17 protein-coding genes are annotated in these 12,894 nt (G+C 68.2%); 8 read left to right on the forward strand and 9 right to left on the reverse strand.

The window, feature by feature from the left end:
- Positions 1-282, reverse strand: a complete 282-nt coding sequence (locus AC50X9_RS14680) for a hypothetical protein (RefSeq protein ID WP_494894487.1) — start codon at positions 280-282, stop codon at positions 1-3.
- Positions 283-505: 223 nt separating this feature from the next.
- Here AC50X9_RS14680 and AC50X9_RS14685 point away from each other — a divergent pair, with 223 nt between their 5' ends.
- Positions 506-1,678 carry a helix-turn-helix transcriptional regulator gene (locus AC50X9_RS14685; RefSeq protein ID WP_494894488.1) on the forward strand — a complete coding sequence of 391 codons (1,173 nt, stop codon included), beginning with the start codon at positions 506-508 and terminating at the stop codon, positions 1,676-1,678.
- A gap of 12 nt (positions 1,679-1,690) precedes the next feature.
- Here AC50X9_RS14685 and AC50X9_RS14690 read toward each other — a convergent pair whose 3' ends face one another.
- Positions 1,691-1,957, reverse strand: coding sequence for a MoaD/ThiS family protein (locus tag AC50X9_RS14690; RefSeq protein ID WP_494894489.1), 267 nt, complete (start codon positions 1,955-1,957; stop codon positions 1,691-1,693).
- A 7-nt stretch (positions 1,958-1,964) separates the two neighbouring features.
- A complete protein-coding gene (moaA, locus tag AC50X9_RS14695) occupies positions 1,965-3,101 on the reverse strand; it encodes a GTP 3',8-cyclase MoaA (RefSeq protein WP_494894490.1) in 1,137 nt (378 codons plus the stop codon).
- A 299-nt stretch (positions 3,102-3,400) separates the two neighbouring features.
- Between moaA and AC50X9_RS14700 the strand changes: the two genes are divergently transcribed.
- The 5 genes from AC50X9_RS14700 (at position 3,401) to AC50X9_RS14720 (ending at position 7,775) form a co-directional block, all read left to right on the forward strand.
- Complete coding sequence (locus AC50X9_RS14700) at positions 3,401-4,942, forward strand: molybdopterin-dependent oxidoreductase (protein ID WP_494894491.1); 1,542 nt, start codon at positions 3,401-3,403, stop codon at positions 4,940-4,942.
- Between the two features lie 92 nt (positions 4,943-5,034).
- Positions 5,035-6,258 carry a molybdopterin molybdotransferase MoeA gene (locus tag AC50X9_RS14705; protein ID WP_494894492.1) on the forward strand — a complete coding sequence of 408 codons (1,224 nt, stop codon included), beginning with the start codon at positions 5,035-5,037 and terminating at the stop codon, positions 6,256-6,258.
- A complete protein-coding gene (gene moaC, locus AC50X9_RS14710) occupies positions 6,246-6,749 on the forward strand; it encodes a cyclic pyranopterin monophosphate synthase MoaC (RefSeq protein WP_494894493.1) in 504 nt (167 codons plus the stop codon). Before AC50X9_RS14705 ends, moaC begins: the two co-directional genes overlap by 13 nt.
- Positions 6,746-7,258, forward strand: coding sequence for a MogA/MoaB family molybdenum cofactor biosynthesis protein (locus AC50X9_RS14715; protein WP_494894494.1), 513 nt, complete (start codon positions 6,746-6,748; stop codon positions 7,256-7,258). Before moaC ends, AC50X9_RS14715 begins: the two co-directional genes overlap by 4 nt.
- The gene (locus tag AC50X9_RS14720; RefSeq protein ID WP_494894495.1) at positions 7,248-7,775 is read left to right on the forward strand and encodes a molybdenum cofactor biosynthesis protein MoaE; all 528 of its coding nucleotides are present in this window, start codon (positions 7,248-7,250) and stop codon (positions 7,773-7,775) included. The genes AC50X9_RS14715 and AC50X9_RS14720 overlap by 11 nt, the downstream gene beginning before the upstream one ends.
- Positions 7,776-7,906: 131 nt before the next feature.
- On the opposite strand, the gene AC50X9_RS14725 is transcribed toward AC50X9_RS14720, so the two are convergent.
- The 3 genes from AC50X9_RS14725 to AC50X9_RS14735 form a co-directional block, all read right to left on the reverse strand.
- Entirely contained in the window at positions 7,907-8,557 is a 651-nt protein-coding gene (locus AC50X9_RS14725; protein ID WP_494894496.1) for an IS3 family transposase, read from the reverse strand.
- A gap of 53 nt (positions 8,558-8,610) precedes the next feature.
- Positions 8,611-8,901 carry a transposase gene (locus AC50X9_RS14730; RefSeq protein WP_494894497.1) on the reverse strand — a complete coding sequence of 97 codons (291 nt, stop codon included), beginning with the start codon at positions 8,899-8,901 and terminating at the stop codon, positions 8,611-8,613.
- Between the two features lie 97 nt (positions 8,902-8,998).
- Positions 8,999-9,562, reverse strand: coding sequence for a dihydrofolate reductase family protein (locus AC50X9_RS14735; RefSeq protein WP_494894498.1), 564 nt, complete (start codon positions 9,560-9,562; stop codon positions 8,999-9,001).
- 432 nt (positions 9,563-9,994) lie between these two features.
- Here AC50X9_RS14735 and AC50X9_RS14740 point away from each other — a divergent pair, with 432 nt between their 5' ends.
- Positions 9,995-10,372, forward strand: coding sequence for a GNAT family N-acetyltransferase (locus AC50X9_RS14740; protein WP_494894575.1), 378 nt, complete (start codon positions 9,995-9,997; stop codon positions 10,370-10,372).
- Between the two features lie 188 nt (positions 10,373-10,560).
- Here the strand turns inward: AC50X9_RS14740 and AC50X9_RS14745 are convergent, their stop codons facing one another.
- Genes AC50X9_RS14745 through AC50X9_RS14755 form a run of 3 tightly spaced genes read right to left on the reverse strand, consistent with a single transcriptional unit; the run spans position 10,561 to position 12,055 of the window.
- Entirely contained in the window at positions 10,561-11,064 is a 504-nt protein-coding gene (locus AC50X9_RS14745; RefSeq protein ID WP_494894499.1) for an SRPBCC domain-containing protein, read from the reverse strand.
- A complete protein-coding gene (locus tag AC50X9_RS14750) occupies positions 11,061-11,717 on the reverse strand; it encodes a dihydrofolate reductase family protein (RefSeq protein ID WP_494894500.1) in 657 nt (218 codons plus the stop codon). The genes AC50X9_RS14745 and AC50X9_RS14750 overlap by 4 nt, the downstream gene beginning before the upstream one ends.
- Entirely contained in the window at positions 11,714-12,055 is a 342-nt protein-coding gene (locus AC50X9_RS14755) for an ArsR/SmtB family transcription factor (RefSeq protein WP_494894501.1), read from the reverse strand. Before AC50X9_RS14755 ends, AC50X9_RS14750 begins: the two co-directional genes overlap by 4 nt.
- Before the next feature lie 254 nt (positions 12,056-12,309).
- On the opposite strand from AC50X9_RS14755, the gene AC50X9_RS14760 reads away from it, so the two are divergent.
- On the forward strand, positions 12,310-12,696 hold the full coding sequence (locus AC50X9_RS14760) for an ASCH domain-containing protein (protein ID WP_494894502.1): 387 nt from the start codon (positions 12,310-12,312) through the stop codon (positions 12,694-12,696).
- The last annotated feature ends 198 nt before the right edge of the window (positions 12,697-12,894 follow it).

Raw genomic sequence — 12,894 nt, forward strand, 5'->3', positions numbered from 1 at the left:
TCACGCGGCGGACTCCAGGATCCTGGTTTTCGGGGCGCCCTGGAGCGCGGGAGCCGCGGCCGGGGAAGTCCAGACGTCGGCCTGGAGCTTCGCCAGCAGCGCCTCGGCCTGGGCGCGCTGCTCGAAGTCGAGTTCGACCACCACACAGTGCGGATCCTCCACCGGCCGGCTGATCCGGTGCGCGGTCACCCCCGACGCCGCGCGGTTGACCGGATCACGGTCGAACGCGGCCTTCCACAGGCTAAAATCCTTGATCCCGTGCTCGATCTGCAGCGTATACATTGCACTCATTCCTTCCTGATCTGTTCCCCATGCTGTGGGGGAAGTTCCACGCTAGGCGCGGCCGGCCGGCGTGCGGTATCCCAGAAATCTGGTGGCGGCAGCCGGCGCAGCGGGACAACGCGGCCGGCTCAGCCGCCTGCTCCGCACGCGGCTTACGGTCGGCTGCAGCAGCGTGTTCCACGGGTGGATTCAGCCGGTGCGGACTCGGGGGCATACTGGATTCATGACCACCAGCTGGGCGCTGAGCCGGAGCCTGGAACGCATCGGGGAACTCTGCCGGGCCGTGCTTGACGACAAGGAGCTGCGCCGGGGAGTGCTTGCTGAGCTGGGCCGGATGGTGCCGTTCAGTGCGTTTGCCTGGCCGCTCTCGGATCCTGAATCCGCGACCGGCATCGCGCCGATGGCCAGGATCCCCTGCCCGGATGAACTGCCGGAGCTGATCCGGCTCAAATACCTGACGCCCGACTGCCGCTGGACCGCCCTCATCGGCTTGCGCCGGCCGGCGACGACCCTGCTGATCGAGACCGGCGGACGTCCTGCGCGCAGTCAGCTGTGGAACGGGCTGCTGGTCCGCTATCGGGTGACAGATGTGCTGTCGACCGTTTTTGCCGACAAACATGGCTGCTGGGGCTGGCTGGACCTGTGGCGTGCCGGGGATGAAGGCACGTTCTCCGAGCCGGAGACCGACTACCTCGCCACAGCCGCGCCGCTGGTGGCGGCCGGCCTGCGGCGCAGCCGGGCGTCCCAGTGCCGGCGGGACGCGGAAGGAATCGGCGCCGCGTGGCCGTCCGTCCGGAAACCGCTGCCGCCGCAGGCGGTGCTGACCCTGGATGAGCGGCTCGCCGTGGTGGGACAGACGGCGTCGGCCGGTGACTGGCTGGGGCTGCTGCAGCGCGGGCCCCGGCCGTATGAGGGGATCCCGGCGGAGGTCCTGAATGTCGCCGCCCAGCTGCTGGCCCGCGAAGCCGGCGTGGACCCGCACCCGGCCATATCCCGCGTTCCGGTCGGCCTCGGCGCCTGGGCGCTCCTGCGCTCCGCCCGGATGGACGCTGCTCGGGCGGGGGCAACGCCGCCGCTCGCCGTGACCATCCAGGAATGTCCGGCGGTGGACCGGCTTGAGGTCTTCGCCCGCTGTTTCGCCCTGACCCCGCAGCAGCACCGGCTGCTGGGACTCACCGCCGGCGGACTCAACACGGCGGAGCTGGCCGCGGCGCTGCGGATCAGCCCCTACACGGTGCAGGACCAGTTCAAGGCTGTCTTCGCTGCCTGCGGTGTCCGAAGCCGGAGTGCTCTGCTGGGGTTGGCGCTTGGCACCGCGACGGGTACGGCTGGGGCCGGCCAGGGATCGGCCCGGCGTCGGACCGGCCCGGAGGTGCCCGGAAACCGTTTTGTCTAGTCCAAACGTTGTCTAGCCGCCGGCAAACGGCGGCAGCACGTCCACGACGTCGTCCGGCTTCAGCGCGGCGGCCCGGTTCCGTACCGCCACCTCGTTGAGCAGGAAGCTGCTCCGCGACAGCAGGCGCGCCAGCGGCGGCGTTCCGGCCGGTGGCTCCGGGCGTTCGACGGCGAGGATCGCCGCCAGCAGCGAGGCGACGGTGGCGTCCGCGGGGAGGTCATAGCGTTCCTCGTCGACGCCGGCGGCAGCGCGCGCGGCAGCGAAATAACGTACGTTCACAGGGTGTTCAGCCTCCGATGGCGCTCATGCTGCGGTCCGGCTGGACGAAGTCCGGGGCATCAAGTCCGACGTGGTCCATACCGTGGGCCTTGGGCTTGATCCACATGGCGTCCTGCCAGCGCTCGGCGAGTTGTTCGTCGCTGGCGCCCTCACGGAGCAGCCCGAGCAGGTCGACTTCCTCCCGGGAGAACAGGCAGCTCATGATCTTGCCCTCGGCCGTGATCCGGGTTCGGCGGCAGTCCGAGCAGAACGGCTCGGTGACCGAGGCGATGATGCCCACGGTTCCCAGCACGTCTCCGGTGGCCTCGCCGGTGCCGGGCACCCGGGCCCGGACCTCAAAGCGTTCCGCCGGGGCGCCGTCGCGGTCCCGCGGATCAGCGCTGAGCACGTAGTCGACGGAGAGCAGCTCACGGATTTCCGCGGCGGTAATCATGTTCCGGCGGGTCCAGCCGTGGTCGGCGTCGAGCGGCATCTGCTCGATGAAGCGCAGTTCGTAGCCGCGGTCCAGCGCCCAGGCCAGCAGCGCGGGGGACTCGACGTCGTTGATGCCGCGCATCAGCACGGCGTTGAGCTTTACCGGGCCCAGCCCGGCGGCCCAGGCGGCGTCCACACCGGCCAGCACCTTGTTCAGGAAGGGGCGGCGGGTCAGTTGGGTGAACGTTTCCTCGTGGAGCGAGTCCAGTGAGACGTTGATCCGGGACAGCCCGGCGGCCTTGAGTCCCGCGGCTTTCTTGTCCAGTCCGACGGCGTTGGTGGTCATGGAGATCGGCAGGTCGGGGTGGGCGTGGCGGAGTGCGGCAATGATGTCCAGCAGGTCGGCCCGGACCAGCGGTTCGCCGCCGGTGAGCCGCAGTTCGCGCACGCCCAGCATGTCGACGCCGATCCGCACGATCCGGATAATTTCCTCCGCGGACATCACGGCCTGTTTGGACAGCCATTCCAGGCCCTCGGCCGGCATGCAGTAGGTACAGCGCAGATTGCATTTGTCCGTCAGCGAGAGCCGCATGTCCGTGGCGCGGCGGCCGTAGCGGTCGATCAGCCCGGCGGGCATTCCGGCCGGGCGTCCGGGCAGCTGCGCGCCGGAAATGCCCGCGCCGGGGCCGTCCTCCGCGCGGGGCTGGGGCATACCAAGCTGAACACTCATACCGTCAGGCTACGCCACCCCAGCCCCGGGATCACAGCCGTCCAGGCCCGGATTTACGATGCCGGAAGCACATCGGGGACCAGGCCCGCTTGGATATGCCGCCGGGGCGGGCGCAAACCTATGCTGGAGGAGTGAACACCTCCCCGCAGGGGCAGCCAAACAGGCAGCCGAACAGGCAGCCGGGCACGCTGCCCAACCCCGGCCCACGGAGCACCAGCCCACGGAGCACCAGCCCGCGGGCCACCAGTCCGCGGGGTCCGGAGCGGCAGGCCACCGGCTGGGCGGCTGTGGCCGGGGTAGTGGCCGTCGGAACAGGGCTTGCCCTGGGGGAGCTCGCGGCGGGCATCGTGAGTCCCTCGCTTTCCCCGGTGAGCGCAGTCGGGGGCGCCGTGATCGATGTGGTCCCGCCGGGAGTCAAGGACTGGGCGGTCGCGCTTTTCGGCACGGCGGACAAGATTGCCCTGCTGGGTGGCATGGGGCTCCTGATCGCCGCTCTGGCGGCCCTGTCCGGAATCGTGGAGCTGCGGCGCAGCTTTGCCGGAGCCGCCATCATTGCCGTCTTCGGCGTGGTGGGGCTGGTGGCCGTGCTGGGCCGGACCGAACTGACCGCGAACGCGGTACCGGCTCCGCTCCTTGCCGCCGTGGTCGGCATGATCCTGCTGCGCTGGCTGATCCGACGGCTCCAGGAGTGGCAGACCGGCGCCGGAGCGCCACGCGCAGCTTCCGGCCGGGATGCCGGGGCTCCGGAAAGTGCCGCCCCGCAGCAGCCCCCATCCCGGCGCGGCTTCGTCCAGGCGCTGGGCGGAACAGCCGCCGCCGCCGTGGTGGCCGGCGTCCTCGCCGCGACGATCCGCGGCGCCGCCGCCGTCGTGAGTGAGCTGCGCAGCAGGCTGGCGCTCCCGGCGCCGGAGTCACCGGCTCCGCCGATCCCGGCCGGAGCCGAGGTCCGGCTGGACGGCGTGGGCCCGCTGGTGACACCCAACAAGGACTTCTACCGGATCGACACCGCGCTGCGCGTCCCGGTCGTGGACCCGGAGCAATGGACCCTGAAGGTCACCGGCCTGGTGGAGCGCGAGATCTCCCTGGACTTCGCCGCGTTGCTCGCCAAACCCCTGATCGAACGGCACATCACGATCGCCTGCGTCTCCAACGACGTGGGCGGGGACCTGATCGGCAACGCACGCTGGCTCGGCTGGCCGGTCCGGGACCTGCTGGCCCTGGCCGGCCCGAAGGACGGGGCGGACATGGTCCTGTCCCGCAGCACCGACGGCTGGACCGCGGGCACCCCGATGGAGGTGCTGACCGACAGCCGGGACGCGCTGCTGGCCGTCGGGATGAACGGTGAACCGTTGCCGCTGGAGCACGGCTTCCCGGTGCGGCTGGTCGTCCCCGGACTCTACGGCTACGTTTCGGCGACCAAGTGGGTCACCGGGCTCAAGGTGACGCGCTTCGCGGACGACGTCGGATACTGGACGCCCCGCGGCTGGAGCGAGCGGGGACCGATCAAGACCTCCTCCCGCATCGATGTGCCCCGGGACGGCCGCTCCGTGGAGGCCGGGACGGTAGCCTTCGGCGGCGTCGCCTGGGCCCAGCACACCGGGATCGGGCGGGTGGAACTCAGGGTCAACCGCGGGGCGTGGCAGCAGGCCGAACTGGCCGCCGGGATCTCGAAGGACACCTGGTACCAGTGGAAACTGGAACTGCCGCTGACCCCCGGCAGCTATGAGGTCCAGGTCCGCGCCACGGACCTCAACGGCGTCGCGCAGGTGGAGGACCGCGCGCCGGCGGCGCCCAGCGGGGCCACCGGGTTCCACACGGTTAGAGTTGACGTGAAGTCCTAACGGGCCCGGCTACCATGCCGGGCCGGTCAGCCGGGCCAGGGAGCCGGACCGGCGAATCCAGCCCATGGCTCACGACGAGGGGTCACTAACGCATGCACCGCAGCCAGGCACGGCACGTCACCGTCGAAGCGCACCGCGAGTCGGTCCGCCAGCTGCTGGCCCCGCTCCGCACCCCCGACCGGATTGAACGGCTCCCGCTCCTCGCCGCGCTGGGCCGCGGACTCGCCGCGGACATTCTGGCCCCGCTGGATCTGCCCCCGTTCGCTAATTCACAGATGGACGGCTTCGCCATCCGCAGCGCCGACGTGCCCGACGGCGGCGCCGACCTTCGCGTGGCCGCCCCGGTCCCGGCCGGCGCCGCGCCGGCCGGGCTGGCCCCCGGAACAGCCGCCCCGATCATGACCGGCGCCATGATGCCGCCGGGAGCCGACGCCGTTGTTCCGATCGAACAGGCCGTACCCGCGGTCTTCCCCGCGCCCGGCGTGCCGGCCACGGTACGGCTGCCCGCCGCCCCGGCCGGAACCTTCGTCCGCGACGCGGGCAGCGACATCCGCACCGGCGAGCTGGCCCTCGCGGCCGGAACCTGCCTCGGCCCCGGCCAGCTGGGGCTGCTGGCCGCGCTGGGATTCAGCGAGGTCCCCGTCTACCGGGCACTGCGGATCCTGCTGGTCACCACCGGCGACGAAGTCGTGGAGCCCGGCGCCAGCCTGGCCCCCGGCAAAATCTACGACTCCAACGCCACCCTGCTCGGGTCCTCGATGCGCCAGGCCGGCCTCGACGTGACCCGGACCGGGATCTCCACGGACCGCCCGGAGGAACTCGCCGGCCTGCTGCGCCGGCACACCGCAAACGTGGACCTGATCGTCACCACCGGCGGTGTCAGCCAGGGCGCCTACGAGGTGGTCCGGCAGACGATGGAGGGCCACGACGTCGACTTCTTCGGCGTCGCCATGCAGCCCGGCGGCCCGCAGGGCATCGGAACGTTCGACAGCGTCCCGGTCCTCGGCTTCCCGGGCAACCCGGTGAGCTGCCTCGTCTCCTTCGAAATGTTTCTCCGGCCCGCGCTCGGCGACCTCTTCGGCTCGCCCGCCCCGCGGCCGGTGGCCCGGGCACGGCTGGCCGGGGCGCTGACTTCCCCGGCCGGCAAGCACCAGGTCCGGCGCGGCACGGTCCTCCCGGACGGCACCGTCCGGCTGGAAGGCGGTCCAGGCTCGCACCTCGTCAGCGCACTGGCGCACTCCAACGCCCTGGTCCAGGTGCCGGAAGGAATTTCCGCGCTCGCCGGGGGCGCGGAGGTGGAAGTATGGATGCTGTGAATGAAGAAAACCCCACAACGGGAAACCACCGCCTGACCCACCTCCGGCAGGACGGCACGGCCCAGATGGTGGACGTGTCCAACAAGGCCGAGAGCACCCGCGAGGCCACCGCCACCGCCACCGTCCGCAGCACGGCCGAGGTCCTGGCCCTGCTCGGCGCCGGAGACCTGCCCAAGGGCGACGCCCTCGCCGTCGCCCGCGTCGCCGGCATTATGGCCGCGAAGAAGACCGCAGACCTGATCCCGCTCTGCCACCCGCTGCCGATCGCCAAGGTCACCGTCGACTTTGAACTCGACACCGACTCGGTCACCGTGTTCGCCACGGTCAAGACGCGCGGCGTCACCGGCGTCGAAATGGAAGCGCTGACAGCAGCCACGGTGACTGCGCTCAGCGTGTACGACATGATCAAGGCCGTGGACAAACACGCGGTGCTGACCGACATCAAAGTGCTGGCCAAAAGCGGCGGCAAGAGCGGGGACTGGACACTATGAGCATGCCCGAACCACACCGGCACGGTGAAGCCACGGGGCGGAAGGCCGGCGTCGTGATTGCCTCCACCCGGGCCGCGTCCGGAGTCTACGAGGACCTGACCGGACCCGTCATCATCGACTGGCTCACCGAACACGGTTTCGAGCCCTATCCGGCCCTCGTGGTCCCGGACGGTGACGCCGTGGGCGCTGCCCTGCGGGCGCTCCTGACCCAGGCGCCGGCCGTCATCATCACCAGTGGCGGCACCGGTCTCAGCCCCACCGACGTCACGCCGGAACAGACCCGTCCGCTGCTGGACCGCGAGATCCCCGGCATCATGGAGGGCATCCGCGGCGCCGGCATCGCCAAGACCCCCACGGCGATGCTCAGCCGGGGCCATGCCGGTGCCGCCGGCCAGACCTTCATCGTTAATCTCCCCGGGTCCCCGAAGGGTGTGATGGACGGGCTCAGCGTGCTGGACCCCATCCTGGGACATCTCTGCGACCAGCTGGAAGGCAGCCATGGCCACTGACTCAGCCTTTGACGTGGTGACCGCGGTGCTGAGCGCCGAGTCCATCTCCGTGGAGCAGGCCATCGCCGCGGTCGAATCGGACACCGCGGGCGCGGTGGTCAGCTTCAGCGGCGTGGTCCGGAACCACGACGGCGGCAAAGCCGTGCAACGGCTCAGCTACAGCGCGCACCCGTCGGCGCACCAGGTGATGGCCGACGTGGTTGCGCAGCTCGTCGCCGAACAGGCCGAGGCGGATGCAGCACGCGGGACCGTCAGTGGAACAGCCGGCGTGGCAGCGGGCGAAGCCCCTGCGGAATCCGGCGCACCGGGCCAGCCGGTGCGCATCTGGGTGGCGCACCGGATCGGGATGCTGGAGATCGGCGACCCAGCGCTGGTCTGCGCCGTCTCCGCCGCGCACCGGGGCCAGGCCTTCGAGGTCTGCTCGGAACTCGTCGACCGGATCAAGGCCCAGGTTCCGATCTGGAAAGAACAGTTCTTCACCGACGGCACCGTCGAGTGGGTCGGCGCGGGGGCATAGTTCGGGCGGGTGTGAATTTCAGAAGTCGTCTGCACGGAATGTTGGAAGTCCTCTGCACCCGGACCACATGCTGTGTGAACACTGCCTTCAGGAACTGCTGATACGGGCAGGCGCCCCAGGAGGCTGCGACGTCAGGGGCTGGAGGTCCGCTCGGCGATGATCCGGGACAGCTCGTCAGTGTCCGGGCACAGTTGGTTATCGATCGGGCAGTGACCCGTGGCGATCCCGCCGTCGGGGCCGCCAGCGGACTCCACACACATCGTGCAGACAGTCGTAGCTTCCTCCAGGATCACCGGGTCCGTCTCCTCGAATCCGCAGAGCGCCTTCCGCCACTCCAGGTCACGACAGCAGACCAAATGAGCCAGCTCATCGGGGTTCTCGCCCCGCTTGAACTTCGCCTCCCACGCCGGAACCCGGACGAGCTCCAGTGCCCCGCCGTCCTCAAGCGCCGGTGTGTCTTGCGCGGTGGTCTCCGTCATCACGTCTGCGGTCCGCGAAGACTTTGTCCGGGTCCGGGGGATGGTCGTGCGTTTGAAGGCGCGCATCCGCTTGGCCGCCCAGCCGTTCTCCGCCATGATGGCAGCGACCGTCCCCACGGAAATCTCCACACCCGTGGCGGCGAGTTTGGTGTGGACCATGCGATGGCCGAAGATCCCGTCGGAGGAATCGAACATCGTCTTGACCAATCCGGTCAGCTCCCGGTGGCGGGCAGCCGTCGGTGATTCTTCGTGGTCCAGCCAGCGGTAATACGAGGCCCGCGGAATGCCGAGCCGGGCGCACATCCAGGTGACAGGGAATTCGGCGTTCTTCTGCTGAACAAGCCGGTAGAGGTCCTCTACCGTTGTTCTTTGGCGAAGAACGCCGATACTTTTTTCAGGAAATCATTCTCCCTTTCCAGCTCCCGCAGCCGCGCCTCTAACGCCTTGTATTTCGCGGGATCCACCGGATCATCAGGCTTGCCGCCGGCCCCGGCCTCTCCTTCCCGATGCAGCTGGACCCACCGCTTCAGCGCAGTCACGGAGATCCCCAGCTCGGGGGCGACCGAGGCGGGCGAACGGCCAGAGGAAATGACGAGATTTACGGCATCGGCCTTGAACTCATCGGAATAACTGGGACGGGAAGACATGTACACAATCCTTTCAAACTGTGTCTCATATCAGTAGTACACCTCAGTGGGGCCGCTGGTGGTGGAGTACCTCCCCGACCGCGCGGAGGAATCGCGCTCACCGCCTGGCCTCGTACCTGGTCAGGACCACGCCGCCGGGAAACGTCCGCGTCTCCACCAGGTTCAGGTTCACCCAGCTGTCCAGCGAGGTGAAGAACGGAGTGCCGCCGCCCACCAGGACCGGATGGGTGGCTAGCGCGTATTCGTCGATCAGACCGGCCCGCATGGCCGCCCCGGCGAGCGTTGCGCCGCCGACGCTCATCGGGCCGCCGTCCCCGGCCTTGAGCCGGGTGATCTCGGCGATCGCGTCGCCGGTGACCAGGCGGGTGTTCCAGTCGACCTTGTCGATCGTCGAGGAGAACACCACCTTCGGCGTGTCCCGCCAGTTCCGCGCGAACTCGATCTCCGCCCGGGTGGCGTTGGGCTGCTGGTCGCCGGACGGCCAGTAGGAGCTCATGGTCTCCCAGAGCTTGCGGCCGTACAGCGACAGGCTGCTAGCCCGCTCCTGGTCGAGCCACCACTGGAACAGTTCGTCGCTCGGCCCGCCCCAGCCGATGTCGTCGCCTGCCGCGGCGATGTAGCCGTCCAGGGTCAGATTCATGCCGTAGATCAGTTTCCGCACGGCGCCAGCCTTCCGTCTCGTAGTGGTCGAGGGCGTCATTGAATTCTGTCGTCCCGCATATGATCGGCAGCATCCTGTCCCTCATGGAGCCACCGTAACTGCCCATGATCTGGATGCCATAGCCTTCGGTCCGCGTTTCAACTGAGCTGCCCGGTGAAGGATCCTTCACCGGAAACGGGCTGACGGTGGAAAATCCACTCTGTCCGGCATGATCGGGTGCATCTTGAGCAGCACGGGACGATGACCACGGCGATAATCGACGTATGACTGAGCACTTACCGTCCTGCCGACCACACCACCGACCTATGGTTCAGCCGTTTTACGCGAGTTCACCGATGACGACGTACATCTCGCCTTCGAGCTGGGGGACGATACATCCCTCTCATTGGCAGTCTTCCCGCCCTCCCCACGGCACAGCAGGCTCTGGAGTGGATCTACCGGCAGTGCGGCCGGTTAGCCGAAGGAAAAGGGCTGTCCTTCGCCATCGCCGATGCCGAGTCTGACGACGCCGTCGGTGCCATCGGACTGTGGCTTCAGAACATGTCGGCCGGACGCGCGACGATCGGCTACTCGGTTGCCTCCGCGCACCGGGGCCGCGGGATCGCCAGCAGCGCGTTGAAGGCAATGACCGCGTTCGCTTGGACCATCCCCACTCTGCACCGGATTGAGCTGTACATCGAGCCGTGGAACAGCAACTCAAGTCGCGTTGCCGAGGCGTCTGGTTCCGAGCGGGAGGGCCTGCTCCGCAGCCATCAGGAGATTGGTGACGCCCGGCGCGACATGCTGCTCTACGCGACAACGCGACCTTGACCGCATCTTGGCTGTTGGTGTTCGTTTCTGCTCAGCCGGAGTGCCGCGGCAGGGTCGGCTTTCGGGATGGTGAGGCGTCCCGCAGCAGGTTCCTCAGACGGGCATGTAGTGGGCCGTGCAAACGACTTTGGAGATTTCGTGCAGACGACTTCGGAAAACGACATCAGGGCGGCCTCACGAACGACCGTTTATGGCCCTGTCCCCAGGGTCCCCGAGTCGGATGGTCCGCCATCATCGTTGGGTGAAGCGAGCGTGCGGCCGAGGGCATCGAGCAGCAGCCGACTGCCGTACTCCCGGCTCGCTCCGTCATCGAGACCGTCGAGATGAACGCCGTGCTCGGTATGCGTCAGTCGAGACCCTTCGTCGAGACCCTCAAACTCGAAGGACGCTACCGACGTGGAAATGTGCGCGCCGTCGATCCACATGTCGTAACTGGTCACGATTCGCGTGTGCTCGACGATGTCGGTGTAGCGCGCCTCGTAGCGCGAAAGCACGCCGTTGTGGAAGCGCGCCTCGTCGACGTCGAGTCCGCCGACTCGGAAATCGAAGCGCCACTCACGCGGCGTCCACTCCTCACCGCCGCCAAACCAGTCGCGTTTGCGCTCCTCGACGGCGAACGCGGCCCAGAGATCGGCGATCGCCGCCGGATAGGCGCGAACCAGCGTGAATCCGGCATGCGCGACGGCCGTCATGAACGAACCTCGCGCCGGAAGGTCACATGCGTCACACCACTCGGTGCTGCCTCTGAAGTGACGCTATAACCCGACTCCAGACCGCGCAGGTCGTCCCACAGTCGTACGCCGCGCCCGAGGAGGATGGGGGCGATGCCGACGTGGAGATCGTCGACGAGGCCGGCGCGGAGGAAGTCCCGAACGGTGGACGCGCCCCCACCCACGCGCACGTCGCCGCCGTCCGCTGCCGCGGCGGCGGTTCGAAGTGCTACCTCCGGCGACTCCGTGAGGAAGTGGAAGGTGGTGCCCCCTGCCATCTCCATCGACGGGCGGGGCGAGTGCGTGAGTACGAAGACGGGCACGTGGAAGGGCGGCTCGTCGCCCCACCATCCACGCCAGTCGGGGTCGTCGGGGTTCGCGTGCAGTCCGAACATCCCCGCGCCCATGATCTCCGCGCCGATATCTTCGAAGTAGCGTGCGGCATAGCGGTCATCGACGCCTGTGGTTCCCTCCCCGCTTGCGTCGTGCAGCACCCGTTCACGGATGGTGCGCGTCGCAGCGTACGCGGCGGTGAGGCGCCCCCAGTCGTCGCCAAACGGGTTTTCAGGGGTCTGGTCGGTCGTCGTGGCGAAGCCGTCGAGCGAGATGTTGAGGTCGACGCGGACGCGTGTCATAGCTGGGTCTCCTGAGTGTGACGGGTGAGGTGGATGCCGAGCCTGTCGGCTCGGTTTTCGGCCGGCGTGCGCTGCTCGCCGAGCCAGAGGTGAAGCACATCGAGAGCGCCTGGGCGAAGACTGACGGTGCGCACGCGGCCGTTCTTCTCCGACGTGACGACGCCCGCCTCCTCGAGCACGCCGAGATGCTGGAGCATCGACGGGAGAGTGATCGAGAAGCGACCAGCGAGAGTCGACACGGGGGTCGGGCCCTTCGCGAGAATTTCGACGACCGCGCGCCGCGTCGGATCGGCGAGCGAGCGAAGGACCAGATCGACTTCTGCTCGATAGTTTGGCACATGCCTAAGTGTTCTGAAGAGTGGGCGGCCTGTCAAGTGTTCCGCATGGCCGGTTCGCTGGCCGATCCTTCACCGGGCACTAGAACGTACCTGTACGACTCGCCATGGATGGCCGCGCCAACCTTCGCTTTGGGTAACAAACCGTGACCCATGCCGGAGCCGCCACCTACCAACCTCCGCCGGCCGCTGAGAAGTACCCACTCCAAAATTTGACCGTCACGGATAAGTAGGTCGGACAGTCTAGGATTTTCAGCATGCTGTCTCCAGACGAAATTGCTGGTCTACCGGTCGAGGAGTACGGGTTTCCGGGCCCCCTGCGAGATGCACTCGTGGGCGGGATCCTTGACGGACGGAAGACGGGCACGACCTCTCTGGTCGTCCAATACAAGCTGGACGACGAGGCGTTGCCCGTCGTCGGTGAACGCGGTGTGGTTGTTGATTCGTCTGGGCGGCCCGTCTGCATCACAGAAATTACCGAGGTTCGCGTGGTGTCCCTCGGCGCCGGGGGGTGTCCCGGAACTCACTCCTGCCCCACATCCGGGTGCCTCCAAGGCGCCCGACGCAGGAAGTCTGGCCGAGTGGAACAACTGCTGGCACATCGCCTGGGACCGGGCCTGGGACTGGTACAAACTTCAGGATGAGGACAGGACAAAGCACCCGACGCAGGAGATCATGCGGGAAGTGCTCCGGCCGGGCCAGGAACTGCTTGCGTGGGAGAGCGGCTTGGACACGGTAACCGTGCTGCCGTACGCCGGGTACTTTGCGAAACGCATTACCCGTCGTACTTCGCAATTTCGGCTGCCACCCGGAATGAGCCTGCCACCTACAGCAAGGCTTTG

It is taken from the genome of Pseudarthrobacter sp. HLT1-3, from assembly GCF_059383535.1.

Bases quoted from the DNA above. Each gene is read 5' to 3' on its own strand.
- moaC (WP_494894493.1), top strand. From the start codon at position 6,246: ATGGATGCTGTGAATGAAGAAAACCCCACAACGGGAAACCACCGCCTG.
- AC50X9_RS14720 (WP_494894495.1), top strand. From the start codon at position 7,248: ATGGCCACTGACTCAGCCTTTGACGTGGTGACCGCGGTGCTGAGCGCC.
- AC50X9_RS14725 (WP_494894496.1), bottom strand. From the start codon at position 8,557: ATGTGCGCCCGGCTCGGCATTCCGCGGGCCTCGTATTACCGCTGGCTG.
- AC50X9_RS14685 (WP_494894488.1), top strand. From the start codon at position 506: ATGACCACCAGCTGGGCGCTGAGCCGGAGCCTGGAACGCATCGGGGAA.
- AC50X9_RS14730 (WP_494894497.1), bottom strand. From the start codon at position 8,901: ATGTCTTCCCGTCCCAGTTATTCCGATGAGTTCAAGGCCGATGCCGTA.
- AC50X9_RS14705 (WP_494894492.1), top strand. From the start codon at position 5,035: ATGCACCGCAGCCAGGCACGGCACGTCACCGTCGAAGCGCACCGCGAG.
- AC50X9_RS14680 (WP_494894487.1), bottom strand. From the start codon at position 282: ATGTATACGCTGCAGATCGAGCACGGGATCAAGGATTTTAGCCTGTGG.
- moaA (WP_494894490.1), bottom strand. From the start codon at position 3,101: ATGAGTGTTCAGCTTGGTATGCCCCAGCCCCGCGCGGAGGACGGCCCC.
- AC50X9_RS14760 (WP_494894502.1), top strand. From the start codon at position 12,310: ATGCTGTCTCCAGACGAAATTGCTGGTCTACCGGTCGAGGAGTACGGG.
- AC50X9_RS14715 (WP_494894494.1), top strand. From the start codon at position 6,746: ATGAGCATGCCCGAACCACACCGGCACGGTGAAGCCACGGGGCGGAAG.
- AC50X9_RS14750 (WP_494894500.1), bottom strand. From the start codon at position 11,717: ATGACACGCGTCCGCGTCGACCTCAACATCTCGCTCGACGGCTTCGCC.
- AC50X9_RS14745 (WP_494894499.1), bottom strand. From the start codon at position 11,064: ATGACGGCCGTCGCGCATGCCGGATTCACGCTGGTTCGCGCCTATCCG.